Below are 19,211 nucleotides of genomic sequence, written 5' to 3'. Positions count from 1 at the left end.
AAAGCACCTCATTGTTCAAGAATCTTTTGATACGTGTATCCTTTTAAGATATCTGCTTGATCCGTATAGGTCCAGTCAGCAATGGACTGATCTGGATGCGATTCAAAATAGTGATTGAGGATATCACGCCCCAATATGTAGTTACTCCAACGAGGAATCTCTTTTTGTTCGTTACCTACGACGAAGTCGAGTTGTGATACTTCATAGCTGTTGACCAGATGTACGACATGTTTCTTCGTTGCTTCATCCATTTCGACATTCCATGGAGGGGAGACGCCTTTGACGATTCGGTCGGCAAAGGCATCTGCCTTTCCTTCGACGATGACGGAATTAAGAGTCGTACTTAAACTAAAATCAGGTGTATCCTTGAGGACTAAGTGATGGTATTCGTGTGCCGTCGAATATGCCAGGATGTCTTGATCGTAGTTTGTATCCAGGTAGAGAATGAATGCATCTTTATAGGCTGCTCCTGTAACACCTTTCATCGACTGAAGATCGAAAGAGGATTCAGGATTAACCGGAGCGACGATAATGGTACTTTTCTTTTTGGGAAGGATCTTATGAGAAGCGATGTAATTTTTTTTAATGATTTTTGTAATGTCATCTTGTTGTTTCATCAAGTTCTCGATTTTGTCGAGTAGCTCTTGTTCGTACACGGTTGATTGCAACATCGGGAAACCTTTCAAGTCGGCTGTCGCGAACTGCTCCTTTTCCCCGATTTTGTCGATATAGCTTAAGACATATTTGGCATAATTCTTTTTATCTTCTTCAGGATCTTTGTTTTTTAAGGACGATTGTAGATATTGTTTGTATGGTTCATAAAGAAAAACAATGTTCAATTTACTTTCGGCATCGATTTTTACAGATTCGGATTGTACTTTTGTACTCTTTGACATCATTTTAATAGGAGGCTGTGTTGTCTTTTGCTCCTCTGTACAAGCAGACAAAAACAGAAGGGGAGCAGTTAAAAGTAATATCAATGATTTTTTCAAGATACGTTCATCCTCCTTTTTTATGATGTAACAACTGCTGTTCAATTAATCCTCTTTCGCCATATGATCAATGATGATTGGATCACTGTAGGATAAAATGTAAAAATCCTGTTCATGTGTCCTGATAGCGAATAAGTGCAAGTCTCCCCGTTCCGTATAAATTTCCTTCGTTTTCATATACTTCGCAGCGAACTCTCCCAAGATCGATTCTTTTGACTTCACGACCGGGTACGGATTTCGGAGGCTGTCGTCGATGATGCCATGCTCTTGCAACGTACCTAGGAAAACGGCGTACTTTTCGAAACGCATCAAAAAGTAATCGCGCGAAGGATCGTCAATCAAAAGCTTGAATGTTTCGTCAGCGCCATAAAAATAGAAATCAATCGCGTAATGGTCGTTCGCCTTTAACGACATCGTATCTAGTTCGAGATCATATTCTTCAGTCGTTAGTAAAAAATCGAGATCAATTATCTTCAAAAAAATCACTCCTTTGTGATGATCGATGTCGTCGAACATTATTTTATCGAAGATTTATCGATGAACCACTTCTCCCCATGTTCCGCGATGAAACGGTATTCCGCGCGGTAATGTGTGTCGTGACCTTCTTCTTTCATCTTGATGAAGGCAGCATCACCTTCCGCAGCTCTTTGATCAATTAATAGATAGAGGGCTTCGATGCGCAACAATAACATGGATAGCAGTTCGGAACGCGGTCCTTCATAGCCATACGCATCAAGGAACCGACTCACTCGCTTGGCGAAACGTGTGTCATCTTGGTCCGGTGAATAAGCAAGAACGGATCCGTCAGGTGCTTGTCGTCTGCTGCTAAGCGGAACGAACGTATAGAGCGTGTAGACGATATCCCAAGCACGTGGACCGGGTGCCGCGAGGTCAAAGTCAATCACGCCACTCAGTTTTTGATCCTGAAAAATCGTATTGTAGACGGCAAAATCGTTGTGACAGATGACTTCGTATGGAGTCGGGGTATTGAGCAACGGTGCCCAGTCCGGCGAGACGTAGAAGTCGACTGTCGCGTCATGATACTGGCGCATCAGACGTGCGACATCGTCCAATACGTCATCATGCCACATGTATGCTTTTAGGGGATAATCGGCCGTTTCGCCAGGGAGAAAGGTCAGGATCTCTCGATTTTGTTCGTCGATACCGATGAAACGGGGAACACCGGATAGGCGTTTCGCTTCTAAGTGGCGCAATAACCGTTGGACGTTGTTGCTGTTCTCTTTTTGTGAGCGATAGACATGCTCACCTTTTTGATAGACAGCGGAGACATTTCCGCCGGTCAATCGTTGTTCTTCAGACATGAGTGTTCCTTCTTTCTTTTGTAATCGGTTACATATCGGCTAGTCTTTTTGCATGCGTTGATGAAGAAGCGGGTGCTTTACGTGCGATTGTCATGTTCTTCAATCAGTCGATACCGCATCGAAGAGAGCATCAAGCGACGGATTCGTGACATGGTCGAGGAGTGTGTCAACGTCTTCCGTCGAACGAAGACGAACGATTTGGTCCGCTTCACCGGAAACTGGCGGCTCGATTCGTTGCCGCTGATAGATATCGTAGTACGACGAGTCGCCACGAATTTCTCGTCCATCGCGTTTGGAGTGAGTCAGTCGGTTTGAAAGGATGGCTTCGGGTAAATCGAACCAGACGAGGATCGAGCGGAACGTCGAACGGGAGAATGGATCTAATAATTGTTTCCGACCAATCCGCGAGGTGTTGGCATTACATAAGATGATTGCCTCGACGGAGGACGTGATTGCCTGTTCGATCAACCATCCCGTCAAGTCATGTTTGATCTGATTTGGTCCTTCTGTTGGAACAAGGTCTGGATAATGTTCGAGCAAAAAACGTGCTTGAAGATCTTGATCGATGACAAGGCTTGCTGGTAGACGTTGAGCAAGCTGTCGGGCGAACGTCGTTTTCCCGGCATGGGTCGGTCCAATCGTCAACAGGACGGTCCTCATGACGTCAGTTGTTCTTCCGGTAAGCGATCGGCGAGAATCTGCGTGAGCCAATCTTCTTTCGTTCCGAAGCAAGAGGTCGTCCGTCCGATATGATAAAACGTACTGGCCAATGGTCCGGTGAAGTAGGTCGCATCCGGCATGCATAAGTAAATCGGACGATTCGTCGCGAGCGCAATCCCGAGTTCGACGTGACTACTTTTTCCTGCCGGTAACACGAGCACGAAGGCGTCCGCTTGTTGCACGGCTTCGAATTCAGCAAGACCAATCTTTCGTAATGCTTCAGGATCCTCTGCCCGATTGTTCATCGTCCAGTCGTATGTTACATCGTGTCCACGCAAGCGGAGTTCATCGCGGAGCCAGCGGACGGTCAACGTGTGATCAAAGCGAGAAGCGATATAAAGGTTCATGTATGGATTCCTTTCTCAAGTAAAAGTTGTTCGATGGCCTGAACGAGCGCGTAGGCTCCGTCAGACGTATTCGATAAGACGGTGACGATCGTTTCCGATTGTGGATAATAGGCGGAATGAAAGCTGACACCCGGGTCGTAACCCATGATGTGCCACTTCTCATGCATGGCATCGAGTCGTTTCAGCCAGACGCCGTAACCATAAGACGCAACATCGTTGACTTTAACGTAGGGATGAAACAGTTGCGTGGTCATCGATTCGGACAGCAATTGATGCGTCAGAAGACTTCGCCAGAAACGTTCCATGTCTGATGCTGTGAGGAAGGCGCCGCCATCTGGTCCGCCAATGATCGGTAACGCATAGTGATTCGTTCGCCACATACCGTCTTCATTCTCGATATGGCCGGTGGCTGTATCTGCCGGTAGCGAGTCGAGTCGGAAGTAACCAGACTGTGTCATTTGCGCGCGAGCGAATAATTCGTTCGTCACGTAATCCGAGAAGGGTTGTTTCGTCAATTGTTCGATCACGAGGCCGAGCAGGATGTATCCCGCATTGTTGTAATGAAAACGTTCGCCCGCAGTGAACAGTCTTTTTTGGTCCTGAAACAACGTTAAAAAATCGATGGGACGACGCAAACGGTACATCGGGAAATCTTGAAAAACCTCCTCGAAATCGGTCATCGTCGCTTCGTCAAAATAATCACCGATGCCTGACGTATGGGTTAACAGATGATGTACGGTCACGCCGTCTAGATCGATTCCTATGTCCGGTAGAATCGGCGCGACGTGTTCGTCGAGTGCTACCTTTCCTGCCTCGACTAACCGTAAAATGGCGACCGCCGTGAAAAGTTTCGCACCAGAAGCAATTCCGAATCGTGTCGTTTCTGTATTCGATGCGCGGTAGCCCCGATGTGCGAATCCGTTAGCATGGCTAAAGATTTGTTCACCTTGCTGGTGGATGGAGACCGCCCCTTCGAGGTGCGTAAGCTCCGGTAAAGCAATGAGTTTCTTGTACACGTTCATCACCCTCTCTGCTTCCCATCCTATCGAATTCATTCATGCAAGAAAAGGGAATTATAAGAAAAATTTGAAAAAAATGAAACTTTTTAAACGTGTCGCGTATCTAATAGGGGAATGATTGTAAAAAAGGAGGATGCCGATGTGTTTCGAAAGTCAGGTGCAGCATTATCCGACGCTGCTTTTGAAGCAGCTTTATTCGCAGAAGAAGACTATGTGTACCGTATTTCCTTCATTTATCTGAAAGAGGAGGTGGCAGCGCTTGAGAACGTCCAAGAGGTCGCGTACCGGGCATGGCGTGGGCGAAAGAGTTTACGGGATGCTTCGTATTTTAAGACGTGGTTGACGCGCATCACGATGAATTGCGCTTTCCAGCAACAGCGAGCGTCGTTTCAGCCGCTCGCGATCGAACCCAGTCAAACGACGTCGTTTGAAGAGCGTCTCGTCGATCGCTTGTACTTGGACGATTTACTGGATGTCCTCGAGCCGACCGAGCGATCAATCGTCTACTTCCGGTATGAAGAAGATTTGTCATTGCAAGAGATTGCGCAAACCTTCAATGTGCCACTGAGTACGATCAAAAGCACGTTGTACCGCGCACTCGAGAAAGTACGACGACAGAAGGGGATGAGTCTATGAATCACGAGCCAAAAATCTTGATCGACGTACCGTCATCTGTCAGGCAACGGACAATCCAAGGTATCCGCAAAGCGAAACGGCGCCGGCGCTCGTTACAAGCTGCTTGTCTCGCTGCCGGTCTGACGATCATCGGCTTTAGTTCCTTGCATGAGACCGTTCCCGAGCAATCGTCGCAATCGATGGTCGTCGGCATGTATTATGATGAACAGTTATACACGGTAGCCAAAAAAATTACGGATACAGACTGGCAACAGCTGAAAGGGAAGCGACTCGGCGTCACGGATGATGTCTTGACCGATACGCAACTGGAACAGGACACATCTGATTTTGCGTCGAACCTTGATGCGTTTACCGTCTATCAAATCAAGGACGATCCGGTATCTGAGCACGTACTGGTCGTCGGTGAGGAAGAGGGTCGAAAACGGGTGATGATTCTGTCGCCCACACGATAAGGGGGGAGAGAAATATGACCATCCGGTCTTGGATAGAAGACGATCTACCGCAATTGGTCGGATTGATGACGCACCTTGGTTATCCGACAAGCGAGGACGTCTTACGCGAACGATTTTCGCGGATCACTCGTCATCCGGATTATGAATTGCTTGTGCTAGAAGACGACGATATGCTTCTCGGCTGCGTCGGTCTATTTCAGGCGCAAGCGTTCGAGCATGATACGACCTATGTCCGAATCGTCGCGTTCATCGTCAACGCGAAACATCGTCGGCGGGGAATCGGTCACCGCTTGATCCGAGCAGCGGAAGACTGGACACACGAAAGAGGAGCAACTACCGTTTTACTGAACAGTGGTAATCGACCAGAACGCGAAGCAGCCCATCACTTTTATCAAGCGATGGGCTACAGCGTGACGAGCACAAGTTATTCGAAATCACTCGCTTCATCGTGATTTACGGAAACCATGGAAAGCACGAAATCCTTGTTGTTCATAAAAGGAAGCAGATTGACGAGTTGCCAGGAGATCAATCCGCGTCGGATAGGTAAGTTGCAAGTGATCGAGTAACTGTTGTCCGTACCCACGCTTGCGTGCGTTTCGGCTGACGAGGAGCTCACAGACGAACGTCGTCACTGAACCGTCCGTTAAAGCGCGGACATAGGCAAGGATTTCTCCGTCAGACTCAAGGACGAAAGCGGCATTTGCATTCATCCACGCGTTGCGGGTCCGCTTTTGATCAGCGACGAGATCCTGCCATCCTTCTAATGCGTTCAATCGATGAATCTGCTCAAAATCGTCAGGTTGGAAACGGCGAATCTGTTCCGTCATGGCTGGTTCTCCTTTCGTATCAGGTCTTGGAGTGGGGCAGGTAACTGGCACCAGTCCGAAAATTGCGTGTCAGTCAATGGAACATCGCCTGTGCGCTTCCAAATCGCCTGCATGCCGAGGGCGCGTGCCGGTAAGATGTCGTGGTCGTAATTGTCGCCAACATAAAGGACGTCGTCCGGGCGAACACCTAAACGGTCCGTTAAGCGAAGGAAAAATGCCGGATCCGGTTTACGGACGCCTTCTTGTTCCGAGATCCCGATCTGCGTAAAGGAGGGAGACAGTCCGATTGCGTCACAGACGGCACGTTGGAACGTCGTCCGACCGTTCGATAGTAAGCCGATGGGTAGCTCAGGCGGTAATTGCGCAAAAAAGGTGTCGACCCCCGGAAAGCTCCGTGCGAAGATTGGATAACGCGTCACGTAGTCGTGTAGCAGTACTTCAACAGAAAGCGACAATTCGAAGCGACGAATCATTTCCGTATAGACGATGTCCTTCCAGACGCGTCCTTCTTGATCAAGCAATAAGAACGTCGTGATGTAGTCGTCGATCGGAACATGCGCAACTTCACGAAAACGTTGATGCTGATCCCGAAGGAAATAGGGAAGAGAACCGGACGGTCATGTAACGTCTCGTCTAAATCAAACAATAAAGCACGAATCAAGGTAAACACCATCTTTCAAAGTATAAAGGAGTGATTATAATGGAACGAATTATGCAACATCAGGGAAAACAAGTGACGTATTATGACGACGGTTCGACAGGTCGACCGTTGTTAGTGTTACCCTCGCTCGGTGGGACGTATCAGGACTGGGCGGACATTCTGACGAAACTGACACCGGACTACCGCGTCGTCAGCTTTCATCCACACGAATGGTCGGACGATTACATCGACGGGACGACCGGCATCTTACGGCAAATCAATCAGTTTCTTAACGCGACGAATATCACGACTCCGGTCACACTCGTCGGACATTCCTACGGCGGTCTCGTCGCACAAGCTTTCGCTTTACATTATCCGAAACGTGTCGCCGGTCTCGTCCTTGTCGAGGCGACGTCCGTTGACTTAGCAGAACTCGATCAGCTCGATACACCGACGCTCGACCGAGAAGGGGATGACGCGGTCTGGATCGACCGGTTCGCGGAACTATCAAAAGCAACTGATTTACGTGACCATTTCCCGGACGGGGATGACCGTACGGATTGGAACCCGGCGTATTACCGGGCGATGCATGCGATCATTTCAAAGTGGAAGAGTGATGCGAAGGCGCTTCAGCCACTCATGCGTGACCTTGGGTTCCCGATGACCGTTCTCGGTCGGGATAAAACGAACTCAATCCAGACGATGATAGCAGCCGGTTTTCCGGAAGATGAACTCGAACGAATGGAAATTAAATGGCAGGAATTAATACGGCGACAGGCGAATCTATCCTATCAGGCGAACGTGACGTTCGTTCCGGGTACATCACACCAGATGCATCGCGATCGTCCGGACGTCGTCGCAAGCGCGATTTTGACACTACATCAATTTAAGGAGTTTACCGTATGACACGTATGTATGTACTACATGGTTTAATGGGGACGGCAGCGACACACTTCGCGCCACAACTATCCGCTTTAGCGGATGATTTTACGTTCATTCCGATTGATCTGCCTGGTCACGGAATGACGACGGAGCCGGCAACGGACGATTACTTATCACAAGCAACACGTGCCATCCGCGAACGGATGGCACAGGAAGGTCCAGGATGGATTCTCGGGTTGTCGCTCGGCGCGACGCTTGCGATGCAACTGGCGCTCGACCCACCGGACGAACTCGAAGGTGTATGTATCACGGGTTTTTCACCATTCATTCCTAAAGCGATGGAACCGCTGATGCGCGAACAACGGGAGTTTTTCCTTAACCTCGAACAGCAGGCACCGGAGATTGCCGACCAATTCGAGCAGTTGCATGGTCCTGCCTGGAAAACGACGGCGCGGGCAGTTCTCGATTTGATGACGTTCCGTTTCCCGGCACTGACGGAAACGATGCTGCAGTCGATCACCTTGCCGGTCATCATCCTAAATGGAACGAATGAAACATACGAAGTCGACGCAACCGCGTTCGTTGCGGAACATGTGCCGAACATCATCGTCTTACCAGTCGAGGGAGCGGGGCATACGGCGAATCTCGATCAACCAGAACGCTTCAACGCCTTATTGCTTCAAGCGCATCAATCCATGCTGACGACTTAAGCGATCATTCATCTTTTCTTGATACATCCGTGCATCTGCCTCATGCAGGACGTCGTCGATCCGGCGTCCTGTTGTCGAATGAATGGCACCGATCGCGAGTCCAATCTCGTGCGTCGCGAACGTCGAGCGGACGTGTTCGACGAATGCCTCAAACGTGTCAATCGACGGACTATCGTCGATCAAGACGAATTCATCACCACCGATCCGGTAACCATGATCTGTTAAGCGGCGGATGCAAAGTCCTGTTTGTTCAAGCAAGGCGTCACCGACCGCGTGACCGAATCGGTCGTTAAGCTCCTTTAGTTCATTCAAGTCAAGCAGAATCAATCCATACGTCATCTTCTCTTGATCGAGATCGCGGACAGCCTCGTTGAAGGCATGGCGATTCCCAAGCCGTGTCAAGGCATCGATACGGTATTGATCGAGCAGTGCCTGTTGTGATTTCAACTGCTCGTCAACAATGTTACGGATCACCCCTTGGATGGCAACAATCTGTCCGTTTTCGCAAATTGGTGTCGCATATTCTTCGAACCAGACGTACGTCCCGTCATTTGTCCGCCAGCGTTGCCGGAACGGTTGATCGTAGTCACAGTCGCCCGAAATCTTCGACATCAAGACTTCGATGTCTTCCGGATGAATCCTTGCAAAACACTGATCCGGATCCATATAGCTGGCTGTTGCCACTCCCTTGCCGATATGGTCATCGAGGGACGGACTGATATATCGGAATCGATATTCCGGATGGACTTCAAACACATAGAAGATATCTTTACATAACGCAATTGTATCCGGTTGTTGCTGGTGGAATAACCGGAAACTGAGCAACATTAAAAGACTACCCATAATCAATCCCAATACAAATATGACGTCCACCTCCTGTACTCAATGTCCATCATATCACGATTGGGTATTATTCCCTATTATTGTAAAAAAACCGCTTCGTTTGGACTACGAATCGGTTTTTTGGCTTATTCCAATTCAAGTAAAACACGAAATCCGCGGCTCGCATAATAGGAGTCCACTCCGTTGTGATAGATGAATGTCGTCTCATAACGACGATCTCCAAACAAAGCGCCACCTTTTTGACGAATCACGTCTGGTGTTGCGAGCCAACTGGAGGTCTTTTCGTCAAACGAAAACTGTGTCTGAAGTTTTTGATATTGTTCTGGTGTCAACAGGTCGAGTTCGAGTGCTTCAATCATTGACTCGACGCTAGCTCCGGGCGCATTTTTCTTTCGACCGAGTCGAGCGACTTCGTCAAAACAAACGCTTCGTCGACCAGCTGGACTCTCTTTGACCGTATCGATGATGACGAATCGTCCATCAAGGTTTACGATATTCGGTTCTCCTCCTGTTTGTTCCATCCAAGCGAGTGCTGCTCGTTTTGAAGGTGTCAGGCGTGACTCGACCTCCATAAACGAAAGACCATCGTGGTAATCAAGTGTAGCTTCAAAGCGATCACGAAACACCGTTAATTGTTCATCCATCGATAAAACCTCACTTTCATATTCTCTTTTTTCATTATTCTATGAATTCGCTCTCATTGCAATCGTACATAGACTGAATAAGTCAATCTGAAGATAATTGACAAATGAAATCGAACTACCTACACTAATTGTACATATTAGGTTTCTGTCACGATCGCGTGTACAGGAATAACATTCAGGAGAGGAGCCAACCGTATGCGCTGGATCAGTTATGCGGCTGTTGTGACGATTCTTTCGTTCTTAGCGTTCACGGCGTATTCATTCCTGACAACGATTGACTTTGAGATCGTCTATCAGTTCGGGACGTTTGCGATGACGTTATCCTATTTTATCTTTGGGTTACCGATGTTATGGATCGTCCGGCATTATCCATTGCCCCTTCGGCTGCTTATCTACGTGACGACGAGTAGCGTCGTCCTGTTTTTGTTCATTGGTCTATATGAAGTGTGGCATGAAGCATCGCTGTCTCCACTACCACCAATCGGAAGCATGATTCAGTTCACGACTCTTGCATGTATATTGTTCGTCTTACCGTATGAGATCGTCTATCGTAAAAATTTCGTTTCTATTCAACCGAGAGTTTCCTGACAGTATTCTTGTTCCATAAGAGTACTGTTTTTTATTTCCTTTTATTTAGAAGGAATTACCAATCTATTCTTGAATAGTACGTTATCAAGAATAATGGAGGGGTACATATGGAAGGAACATTTCAATGCAAACAGATGGGAAAATCATTTTCAGGAGACGGTGTCGAGACACAAGCGTTACAAGACATCGACGTGACACTTGAGGCGGGCGACTTCATTTCGATCATCGGACCTTCGGGATCTGGAAAATCAACGTTACTCAGTCTAATCGGCACGCTCGATCGACCGACGAGCGGGGAGTTGCATTATGACGGGAAACCAATCAACAAATTGAACAGTAAAGAATTATCCGACTTTCGCTTCGAAAACATCGGCTTCATCTTCCAGCAGTTTCATTTGATTCCGACGCTGACGGCGCTTGAAAATGTCATGGCGCCACTGTTCGGTCGGAAAGTACCGTATGATAAAAAAGAACGCGCCGAGCAGTTACTCGCGCAAGTCGGTCTCGCCGATAAAGCAGGCAGTTTGCCGTCGCAACTTTCCGGTGGACAACAACAACGGGTCGCCGTTGCCCGAGCACTCGTTCATGAACCGAAATGGTTGCTTGCCGATGAGCCAACAGGGAACCTCGATACGGATACGGGAGAAATCATCTTCAATCTTTTACGGTCATTAAACGAAGAGAAAGGCTGCGGCGTCTTATTTGTCACCCACGACCCGGCACTTGCGGAACGAGCGAATCGAACGATCGAGATGCGAGACGGCGTTATTATCGAAGATCGTCTCGTCCGTGTCTGAGCCTCGTTTTTGAACTCCGTTCCTCCACCCTTTACACTGAAAGAGTAGAGGAGGAATGCGTGATGCGACTAGGAATACTGGATCAAGTACCATTGCATGAGGATGATACGGTCGAAGCGACGATGGAAGCGACGGAACGACTCGTCTTAGAAGCCGAGCGACTCGGTTACGAACGGTACTGGTTCGCAGAACACCATAATACGAACGGTTTGCTCAGTGCATCACCGGAGTTGTTCATTGCCCGAATGGGTGCGCAGACTTCAAAAATCAAACTTGGTTCAGGTGGAGTGTTGTTACCGCAATATCATCCGCTGAAAGTCGCCGAGAGCTTTGCGACGCTCGATGCCTTTTATCCAGGGCGGATCGAACTCGGGATCGGTAATTCGCCGGGCGGGAGCGAACGGACACGACTTGCTTTGACGGATGGAGAAGAAAACCGGGCAGCTGAGTTTAGTCGACTCGTTCAGGAAACGGCTGGATTCTTGACAGACAGTCTATCGAATCGACACCCGTACCGGATCGTCAAGACGACACCACGTGACCGGAAACCGTCGCCGATCTCGATCTTGGGTCTGTCGCCACGTAGCGCGCGGATTGCAGCCGAACAAGATCGTGGTCTCGTGTTTGGTCACTTCATCAATCCGGATCGTTGGGAAGAGACGCTCTCGACATATCGCGAGGCAGGCGGGAAGAACGTCATCGTCTGCGTTTTCGTCATCTGTGCCCCGACGCAAGAAGAAGCAGAACGTCTCGCTCGAACTCAAGATGCCTGGATTCAAGGCGTTCGACTCGGCAATTCAATCGTTCCGTCGTTTGCCTCGACTGAAGCAAAAATCTGGAATGACGTTCAAGCGGAACGGATCCGTAAAGATCGACGGCGAGCGATTGTCGGTACACCGGACATTGTTGCGCAGGAGCTTGAAGCATTAGCAACGCGTTATCAAACAGATCAGTTTTTACTCATCAACAATGCCTTTGATCAAGAAAAGCGATTGCAGTCGTACCAGCTCATCGCGGAGCGACTTCTTTAAACAGAACAGGACCCCTCAATAGCTGTTTTGCTAATGAGGGGTCCTGTCTACACATCTACATTCAATTAACGTTGCGCTGTCGGACGAATTAAGATTTCGTTGACCGCGACATCTTCTGGTTCGTTGACAGCATATGCGATAGCACGCGCAATCGCGCTCGCATCAATGGCTTTCAAGTCACCAATTCCTTGTTTGATCTCTTCATCCGAGATATGGTCCTTCAATTCCGTATCGACCGCTCCCGGTGAGATGATTGTTGCACGGATGTGATTGTCGACCGATTCTTCCTTACGAAGACCTTCCGTGATGGCGCGCACCGCGAATTTCGTACCGCTGTAGACGGCGCTCGACGGCATGACTTCATGACCGGCGACAGAAGAGATGTTGATGACATGTCCGCTTTTTTGTTCGCGCATATACGGCAGACTGCTCCGATTCCATGGAGGACGCCTTTAATGTTGACATCGACCATCGTGTTCCATTCGTCCTGCTGATTCTTATGGAGGTGCGATAGTGGCATTAATCCAGCGTTGTTGACGATGGCATCAACAGAACCAAACTTACCACTCAGCTTATCTTTTACTACTGCCCATTTCACTTCACTTGAATATACGTTTTTGCCCATGCAAAAATACCTCCGATGTTAGTACTTTTTAAAAGTGTACCACTCCGAAGGTGTTTTATATTGTCTTAAAATTTTTGGTTAGCCCATAGGAGGTTTGTCTATGAAACGTTTTTTATTTATTGGATTGATTGTGATTGCGATTGCAGTCGGATGGTTTTTTTCACGTGATCCATTTCGACATCAACCACCAGAACCTACCGTGACAATCGAAAACCGTGAAGTAAAGGTATATAGAGGTACCTATAGTTGGTCAGGCATGTTTCGCGGGGAAACAGCTGATGCAAAGGCCGAAGCCGTCGATTTAGTAAAAGGTGATTCGAGTACGCGAGCAAATCCTGAAGATCGATTGACGATTCGTTTTGAAGACGGACCAGCTCCGAAGTCCGTCGCGATTGTCTTATGGTCGGTCAAAGATCATAAAAAGATGAAAACATATAAGAAGATTGAGCGGATTACCGTTCCTTCGACTCCCGGAAAGTATGTCTATCAGATTAAAGCCGATTGGAAAGAAGGTAATGGCGATTTTGCCTTTCCAATTGATGTGAAGTGAATAACGGGACAAAAACATATTGACAGGATATATGTTTAATGGTGAATGATTCGAATGCTGACCTCTTTTTAAGTGGAAAGAGGTCTTTTGCGTGAAATATAGTAAATAAGGCACTAGTTTTGATTAATTTAGTCTGAATAATCGGAATATATGAACATTTGAACGAAAGTGTATTTGAATGTTTCGGGTTCTAATGAACGGGAATAAACACACCATACACATAATATTTCATGTGTTGAATCACCTGGGTGAAAGAAGTCAATAATCGTAAAGGAGAGGTGCAGATGAATGGGTTCAATCGATTCTTACTCGTCATCATAGGCATACTCGGACTAATCAGTGTCGGGCTGCTTGTGCTCGGTGTGTATGATGTTCCACGGCTTAGTTCGCTAATCGAGCAGTGGCAGGATCAGCAATGGTATAGCTATACCGTTCTATCCATTGGAGGATTTTTAGCATTCGTATTCGTCATTCTATTATTCACAGGATTATTTAGCCGCTCGAAAGGTCAACGACTGTTGATTCAAACGGGTGACGGAACGATTACGATTTCGAAGGAGACGATCGAACGGACGGCTTTAGAGTCGATTCGTGGAATCGGTGGTGTACGGACACCGCGTGTCCATGCCGATATCCATTCGAAAAAAGAAACGGTCGCTTTAAAAGTCGACTGCTCGGTCTTTGGACAAGATGGGTTACCGACGATTGCGAAGGAAATTCAAGAACGAGCTAAACAAGCTGTCGAATCCTTACTTGAGTTGCCAGTAACGAGTACGAAAGTCACGATCAGTGACACGAAAACGAAAACATCGGAACGTGTCGTCTAAAGGAGGAGAGGGAACATGAAGACAAGAGAAGCACTCTATCCGTATCGGTTCCGACTGATCGGGGGACTTGCCGGTCTAATCCTCGCCATCTTATTCCTGACGATTGGCTTTGGTCCGACAATCCTTATCGTTGCCTTCGCAGCAATTGGATTTTTAATTGGAAAATGGCGCGATGGTGCACTCGACATTGAAGGGTGGATTCAGTTCTTTCAACGGGACTGATTCATATATAACTTACTAAACATTTAAAAGGAGAGATTTCAAATGGCAAACGAAGTAAACCCAACAACTGAAAACGAAGTGGTACGCGAGAATAAATTGACATTCGAAGATCAAGTCATCAAAAAAATTGCTGGGATCGCGTCGAACGAAGTGACAGGCATCTTGTCAATGAGTGGTGGATTCATGAGTGGACTGACGGATCGTCTCCGGAGCACGGAAGACATCACAAAAGGAATTGGTGCCGAAGTGGGAGAACGTCAAGTTGCACTCGATTTGAAAGTCATCGTCGAATACGGCAAAAATATTCCGTCAATTTTCCAAGAGACAGTCGCTAAAATCAAAAAATCAATCAGTGACATGACAGGCCTTGAAGTCGTTGAAGTCAATATGCATGTCGAGGACGTCATGACACGTGCCGAGTTCGAAGCTAAAAATAAATCGAACAACGAACAAGAAGAAAAAAGCCGCGAACTGCAATAAGCAAGTCGAAAGACCCGACAAACTCGTCGGGTCTTTTTTCATGTATTCATCAAATAACGTAATTGTCAAAAGTAGCGGTTAGATGGGGTACGATAGATATAAGAATGATCATTTATTTAAGGAGGCATCACATCTTTGAATCAAAACGATTCGTATTATATGTGTCCCGTATGTGGATGGAATAAACTCGAAAATCCGCCATATTATGAACACTTTGCGGGGAGTAACGAAATTTGTCCATGTTGTGGTTTCGAGTTCGGTGTGGATGATTTCGACTGCGCGGAAATAGACATGGAACAGTTGTCAGATGAAGAAATCGTTAGACAAGCACATGCAATCTATCTACAAAACTAGATTGATAGTCACTTTAGATTATTTGATCCAAGTATATTCCAAGCATCGTTGAAAATCGGACAGCGACTACGTGCTGAAGTCGCGATGAACCAATTACAACGAACTAGCTATAGGACCTGACGAAACTCGTCGGGTCTTTTTTTCATGGAATCGACATGACGTTTGATACATTTGATGATAAGAACGGGAATAGATTAGTATCACGATAGACGAAAGGATGATTCACGATGCGACTAACAGGAAAAACGATCATCGTCACCGGAGCCGGCTCAGGAATGGGTGAAGCCATGGCAAAATTGTTTGCACAAGAAGGCGCACGAATCGTCGCAGCATTCGGTTGGAAACCGTTGAACGGGTCGTCTCTGACATCAAGGAAGCGGGCGGAGAAGCGATGGCTGTTGCGAGTGATATCGCACAACAAAAGGCAGCAGGACAACTCATCAAACAAGCAATCGACGCTTTCGGTAAACTGGACGTTCTCGTCAATAATGCCGGGATCATGGACGGGATGGAGGGCGTGGCAGACATCTCAGATGAACGTTGGGATCATGTCCTTACAGTCAATACGACAGGAACGATGCGTCTGATGCGCGAAGCGGTCAAACATTTCAAGGAAGTAAAAGGTGGTGTCATTCTGAATAACATCTCGATTGGCGGTCTAAACGGTGCCCGAGCAGGAGCAGCCTATACGGCTTCCAAACATGCCGTCATCGGTCTGACGAAGAATACCGCCTTCTTTTATGCCGGAGATGGTATTCGCTGTAACGGAATCGCACCTGAAGCTGTCGAGACGAACATCGGACAATCGATGTCGAATCTGAATGAATTCGGGATGGGGCGCGCGATGCTTGGCATGGGTCTCAATCCACGAGCCGGTCAGCCGAATGAAATCGCAAATTTGGCATTGTTTCTCGTGTCCGACGAGGCGAGTTTCATCAACGGGGCAATCGTCGTCGCAGATGGGGGATGGAGTGCGTATTAAAATGAATACTTTATTTACTAGATTTTAATTTAAAATAGCAGGAACTTGTCGATATAAGGGGTAATATGACAATAGGTAAATCATGACCTCAGTTTGAATCCAGGGAGGAATCGGCATGTCGATGCATGAGCAAGTAACACAGGTCACCGACACACAAGTCATCCGGGCAATCGAACAAAATCTAGCCATCATTCGTTTTGATGATCGACGCAAAGTCGCATACGTAAATGAGTTGTTTGCCCGGACGATGGGGTACGAAGTGGAAGAGTTAATCGGTAAATACCATCGTGATCTCTGTTTTCCGGCTTTCGTTAATAGTCCAGATTACGAGTTGTTTTGGCGAAAATTGATGCAAGGCATCACGTATCAGGATAAGATTGAACGCCGGGCTGCTGACGGACAACAGAAGTGGCTCGAAGCGACATATATGCCGATTTACTCGGATGACGGACGTCGGGTCGTCGGGGTCTCGAAAATTGCATCGGACATCACGATTCGCCAGCAGGACGTTTTACGAATGGCGGCCGAACTCAACGAGACATCAGCCTTCTTGACGGTCAAATCGGAAAGTGGTCGACAAGACGGTTTGAACGTTCTTGCGACTGTCCAACAAATCGAGTCGGAATCCGTCGAGAACTTATCGAGTCTTGTCGCCTTGCGTAAAGATGCAAACTCGATCACTGACATCGTCAAGACGATCCGTGAAATTGCGGCGCAGACGAATCTACTCGCCTTGAATGCGGCCATTGAGGCAGCACGTGCTGGAGAACATGGACGCGGATTCGATGTCGTCGCGACCGAAGTCCGAAACCTGTCGAATAAAGTCTCGCATTCGATCGGAGAAATCAAGGAGAATATCGAAGGGATCGTTGAGCGGATCAAGGAGGTCTCGCACAGTATCGAACGAATTTCAAGCAAGGTAAAGGACAGTACCGGTCAGCTTGAACATACGGTGAGTGAGTTCGATCAGTTGGCTGATTCTGCGAAACAACTGGAGCACCAGGCAAAACAATTCGTCGATGTCTTATGAACGAGTGACACTATTTAAATAGACTTAAGAAGTCAGACCCTAGGTCCGGCTTCTTTTTATGCATTTACAAAAAAATATGGCAAACAATTAGCAATGCAATGCTGTTATAGAGGTAGAAAAAGAATACGAAAAGATCGCAAATAAAGAAAATATCACACTATTTATTTCACTTACCAAATTTATTCTTATAATTTTAAATCCGACATAAAGTTTAATCTATACAATTGGTTCATGCTACTAAAACCATAGTCTTTAGAAAAAGAGTTTGATATCCTTAGGGCTTACATACCTTGTATGTTCGAAAATTACTTTGAAGGGATGTGAACCAATGATTTTTGAACCAACTACTACATCATTTGTCTTACATATGAAGGTCCAACTAGTATGGTGAGTACTCAACCGAACCACAAAACGTTTTGGTTACTTGCCTATCCGCTCATTCTCTCAAGTATTGCGACACCGTTGCTTGGTGTGACCGATACCGTCGTCATCGGTCAATCGGGTGATCCGCGCGCGATCGGTGGCATTGCTGTTGGTGCCGTATTCTTCAATACAATCTACTGGTTGTTCGGCTTTTTAAAAGTCAGTACGACAGGATTCAGTGCTCAGGCAAGCGGCGCGAATGACGTGCACGCCTTACGGACGTCCCTCTACCGACCGTTGTTTCTAGCAGCTTGTATCGGTCTGCTTATCCTGTTGTTCCGACAGCCGCTCGAGCAAATCGGACTGTACTTACTTGCACCACCCGTTGACTTGCTTGATGCGGTCAAAACGTATATCTCATACCGGATGATCGGCGCACCATTCGTCTTGATGGGGTATGCGTTACTCGGCTGGTTGATTGGTACCGGTCAGGTCAAGCACGCCTTGTTCGTCCAATTGTTCAGTACAGGAGTCAATGTCGTTCTCGATATCGGATTCGTCTACGGATTGGATGCCGGTGTTGCTGGAATTGCGGTTGCGACCGTCATCGCGGAGATCAGCATCGTCGTCTGTGCTCTGTACCTAATCCGTGGTCATTTGGCGATGACGCGTGATGAATGGCGTGCCTTGACGGCATGGCAGGCGTACCATCAATTCTTTCAAGTCAATCGTGACTTGTTCATTCGCACGATTTTCCTTCTACTCGTCACCGGCTGGTTCACACGTGCTGGTGGACAATTCGGACCGGATGTCCTCGCGGCCAACGCGATTCTACTACAAATCCAGTATTTGATTTCGTACTGGTTCGGTGGACTCGGTCATGCGTCAACCGTTCTCGTCGGTCGGGCGAGAGGGAATCAAGATCAGGCAGGATACCGGACGAGTGTCCGTTTGGCACGGACGTTCGGATTCTACTCGGTCGTCTTCTGGTCACTAGTGCTCCTCTTCCTTGAGACACCGCTCCTTCAATTGTTCACTTCAGAAGAGGCGATCTTAAACGCAGCGCGCGATTATTACTTCTGGATCATCATCCTACCGCTTCTCGCCGGTTGGGCGATGATTTATGAAGGCATCTTTGCCGGGCGGGTTGAAGCAACACCCGTCCGGAATTCGATGATTCAAGCAGGAATTGGTTTTGCGGTCGTCCTCCTGTTGACACCGACTTTTGAAAATCAGGGTGTCTGGGCAGCTTTTTTGACGTTCTTTTTAATCCGCTCCTTATCGTTGATCCTCGTAGAAGCGAAACAATGAATAACCCGAAGTTCCCT

The 19,211-nt window shown here is 47.5% G+C and carries 24 protein-coding genes and 2 pseudogenes; 15 read left to right on the top strand and 11 right to left on the bottom strand.

What is annotated here, in order from left to right:
- Positions 1-8 precede the first annotated feature (8 nt).
- From MKY22_RS08540 to MKY22_RS08515, 6 genes are all read right to left on the bottom strand, one after another.
- Positions 9-896 (bottom strand): DUF2268 domain-containing protein, encoded by an 888-nt coding sequence (locus MKY22_RS08540; RefSeq protein ID WP_341088290.1) that lies wholly within the window; start codon positions 894-896, stop codon positions 9-11.
- 141 nt (positions 897-1,037) lie between these two features.
- The gene (locus MKY22_RS08535) at positions 1,038-1,469 is read right to left on the bottom strand and encodes a hypothetical protein (RefSeq protein WP_341088287.1); all 432 of its coding nucleotides are present in this window, start codon (positions 1,467-1,469) and stop codon (positions 1,038-1,040) included.
- Between the two features lie 38 nt (positions 1,470-1,507).
- Complete coding sequence (locus MKY22_RS08530) at positions 1,508-2,314, bottom strand: phosphotransferase (RefSeq protein ID WP_341088285.1); 807 nt, start codon at positions 2,312-2,314, stop codon at positions 1,508-1,510.
- 99 nt (positions 2,315-2,413) lie between these two features.
- The gene (locus tag MKY22_RS08525; protein ID WP_341088283.1) at positions 2,414-2,959 is read right to left on the bottom strand and encodes an AAA family ATPase; all 546 of its coding nucleotides are present in this window, start codon (positions 2,957-2,959) and stop codon (positions 2,414-2,416) included.
- 11 nt (positions 2,960-2,970) lie between these two features.
- Positions 2,971-3,381, bottom strand: a complete 411-nt coding sequence (locus MKY22_RS08520; RefSeq protein WP_341088281.1) for a group-specific protein — start codon at positions 3,379-3,381, stop codon at positions 2,971-2,973.
- The gene (locus MKY22_RS08515; RefSeq protein ID WP_341088278.1) at positions 3,378-4,397 is read right to left on the bottom strand and encodes a serine hydrolase domain-containing protein; all 1,020 of its coding nucleotides are present in this window, start codon (positions 4,395-4,397) and stop codon (positions 3,378-3,380) included. Before MKY22_RS08515 ends, MKY22_RS08520 begins: the two co-directional genes overlap by 4 nt.
- A gap of 144 nt (positions 4,398-4,541) precedes the next feature.
- Between MKY22_RS08515 and MKY22_RS08510 the strand changes: the two genes are divergently transcribed.
- Genes MKY22_RS08510 through MKY22_RS08500 form a run of 3 tightly spaced genes read left to right on the top strand, consistent with a single transcriptional unit; the run spans position 4,542 to position 5,940 of the window.
- Complete coding sequence (locus MKY22_RS08510; protein WP_214729470.1) at positions 4,542-5,036, top strand: sigma-70 family RNA polymerase sigma factor; 495 nt, start codon at positions 4,542-4,544, stop codon at positions 5,034-5,036.
- On the top strand, positions 5,033-5,488 hold the full coding sequence (locus MKY22_RS08505; protein WP_341088275.1) for a hypothetical protein: 456 nt from the start codon (positions 5,033-5,035) through the stop codon (positions 5,486-5,488). Before MKY22_RS08510 ends, MKY22_RS08505 begins: the two co-directional genes overlap by 4 nt.
- Before the next feature lie 14 nt (positions 5,489-5,502).
- Positions 5,503-5,940, top strand: coding sequence for a GNAT family N-acetyltransferase (locus MKY22_RS08500; protein ID WP_341088272.1), 438 nt, complete (start codon positions 5,503-5,505; stop codon positions 5,938-5,940).
- Here the strand turns inward: MKY22_RS08500 and MKY22_RS08495 are convergent.
- Entirely contained in the window at positions 5,932-6,315 is a 384-nt protein-coding gene (locus tag MKY22_RS08495) for a GNAT family N-acetyltransferase (protein WP_214729477.1), read from the bottom strand. The genes MKY22_RS08500 and MKY22_RS08495 overlap by 9 nt on opposite strands.
- The gene (locus MKY22_RS08490) at positions 6,312-6,836 is read right to left on the bottom strand and encodes an HAD family hydrolase (protein ID WP_341088270.1); all 525 of its coding nucleotides are present in this window, start codon (positions 6,834-6,836) and stop codon (positions 6,312-6,314) included. The genes MKY22_RS08495 and MKY22_RS08490 overlap by 4 nt, the downstream gene beginning before the upstream one ends.
- A gap of 179 nt (positions 6,837-7,015) precedes the next feature.
- Here MKY22_RS08490 and MKY22_RS08485 point away from each other — a divergent pair, with 179 nt between their 5' ends.
- Positions 7,016-7,861 (top strand): alpha/beta fold hydrolase, encoded by an 846-nt coding sequence (locus MKY22_RS08485; protein WP_341088268.1) that lies wholly within the window; start codon positions 7,016-7,018, stop codon positions 7,859-7,861.
- The gene (locus MKY22_RS08480; RefSeq protein WP_214729482.1) at positions 7,858-8,547 is read left to right on the top strand and encodes an alpha/beta fold hydrolase; all 690 of its coding nucleotides are present in this window, start codon (positions 7,858-7,860) and stop codon (positions 8,545-8,547) included. The genes MKY22_RS08485 and MKY22_RS08480 overlap by 4 nt, the downstream gene beginning before the upstream one ends.
- Here the strand turns inward: MKY22_RS08480 and MKY22_RS08475 are convergent.
- Positions 8,509-9,390, bottom strand: coding sequence for a sensor domain-containing diguanylate cyclase (locus tag MKY22_RS08475; RefSeq protein WP_341088266.1), 882 nt, complete (start codon positions 9,388-9,390; stop codon positions 8,509-8,511). The two genes, MKY22_RS08480 and MKY22_RS08475, sit on opposite strands and share 39 nt — an antisense overlap.
- Before the next feature lie 125 nt (positions 9,391-9,515).
- Positions 9,516-10,034, bottom strand: coding sequence for a DUF4256 domain-containing protein (locus MKY22_RS08470; RefSeq protein ID WP_341088263.1), 519 nt, complete (start codon positions 10,032-10,034; stop codon positions 9,516-9,518).
- A gap of 195 nt (positions 10,035-10,229) precedes the next feature.
- Between MKY22_RS08470 and MKY22_RS08465 the strand changes: the two genes are divergently transcribed.
- The 3 genes from MKY22_RS08465 (at position 10,230) to MKY22_RS08455 (ending at position 12,450) form a co-directional block, all read left to right on the top strand.
- Positions 10,230-10,622: a hypothetical protein gene (locus tag MKY22_RS08465; RefSeq protein ID WP_214853936.1), complete on the top strand. Its 393-nt coding sequence runs from the start codon at positions 10,230-10,232 to the stop codon at positions 10,620-10,622.
- Between the two features lie 107 nt (positions 10,623-10,729).
- On the top strand, positions 10,730-11,419 hold the full coding sequence (locus MKY22_RS08460) for an ABC transporter ATP-binding protein (RefSeq protein ID WP_052019014.1): 690 nt from the start codon (positions 10,730-10,732) through the stop codon (positions 11,417-11,419).
- A gap of 62 nt (positions 11,420-11,481) precedes the next feature.
- A complete protein-coding gene (locus MKY22_RS08455; protein WP_214729492.1) occupies positions 11,482-12,450 on the top strand; it encodes an LLM class flavin-dependent oxidoreductase in 969 nt (322 codons plus the stop codon).
- A gap of 65 nt (positions 12,451-12,515) precedes the next feature.
- On the opposite strand, the pseudogene MKY22_RS08450 reads toward MKY22_RS08455, so the two are convergent.
- A pseudogene (locus MKY22_RS08450) lies at positions 12,516-13,009 on the bottom strand (SDR family oxidoreductase); the annotation flags it as partial.
- Positions 13,010-13,175: 166 nt separating this feature from the next.
- Between MKY22_RS08450 and MKY22_RS08445 the strand changes: the two are divergent.
- The 7 genes and pseudogenes from MKY22_RS08445 to MKY22_RS08415 all read left to right on the top strand — a co-directional run bounded on the left by MKY22_RS08445 (position 13,176) and on the right by MKY22_RS08415 (position 19,194).
- The gene (locus MKY22_RS08445) at positions 13,176-13,625 is read left to right on the top strand and encodes a hypothetical protein (protein WP_214729496.1); all 450 of its coding nucleotides are present in this window, start codon (positions 13,176-13,178) and stop codon (positions 13,623-13,625) included.
- 284 nt (positions 13,626-13,909) lie between these two features.
- The gene (gene amaP / locus MKY22_RS08440; RefSeq protein ID WP_035407854.1) at positions 13,910-14,452 is read left to right on the top strand and encodes an alkaline shock response membrane anchor protein AmaP; all 543 of its coding nucleotides are present in this window, start codon (positions 13,910-13,912) and stop codon (positions 14,450-14,452) included.
- A 15-nt stretch (positions 14,453-14,467) separates the two neighbouring features.
- A complete protein-coding gene (locus MKY22_RS08435) occupies positions 14,468-14,674 on the top strand; it encodes a DUF2273 domain-containing protein (protein ID WP_035407857.1) in 207 nt (68 codons plus the stop codon).
- Between the two features lie 42 nt (positions 14,675-14,716).
- Positions 14,717-15,154, top strand: a complete 438-nt coding sequence (locus MKY22_RS08430) for an Asp23/Gls24 family envelope stress response protein (RefSeq protein ID WP_035407860.1) — start codon at positions 14,717-14,719, stop codon at positions 15,152-15,154.
- A gap of 581 nt (positions 15,155-15,735) precedes the next feature.
- Positions 15,736-16,490 (top strand): annotated as a pseudogene (locus MKY22_RS08425) (SDR family oxidoreductase).
- A gap of 121 nt (positions 16,491-16,611) precedes the next feature.
- On the top strand, positions 16,612-17,520 hold the full coding sequence (locus MKY22_RS08420; protein ID WP_056061961.1) for a methyl-accepting chemotaxis protein: 909 nt from the start codon (positions 16,612-16,614) through the stop codon (positions 17,518-17,520).
- A gap of 384 nt (positions 17,521-17,904) precedes the next feature.
- Positions 17,905-19,194, top strand: a complete 1,290-nt coding sequence (locus MKY22_RS08415; RefSeq protein ID WP_290776804.1) for an MATE family efflux transporter — start codon at positions 17,905-17,907, stop codon at positions 19,192-19,194.
- Positions 19,195-19,211: the final 17 nt, after the last annotated feature.

Origin of the sequence: Exiguobacterium sp. FSL W8-0210 (assembly GCF_038006045.1) — a bacterium.
Lineage (GTDB): Bacteria > Bacillota > Bacilli > Exiguobacteriales > Exiguobacteriaceae > Exiguobacterium_A.
The sequence above is the reverse complement of the archived record's forward strand: the minus strand, read 5'-3'. Positions and strand labels throughout refer to the sequence as shown.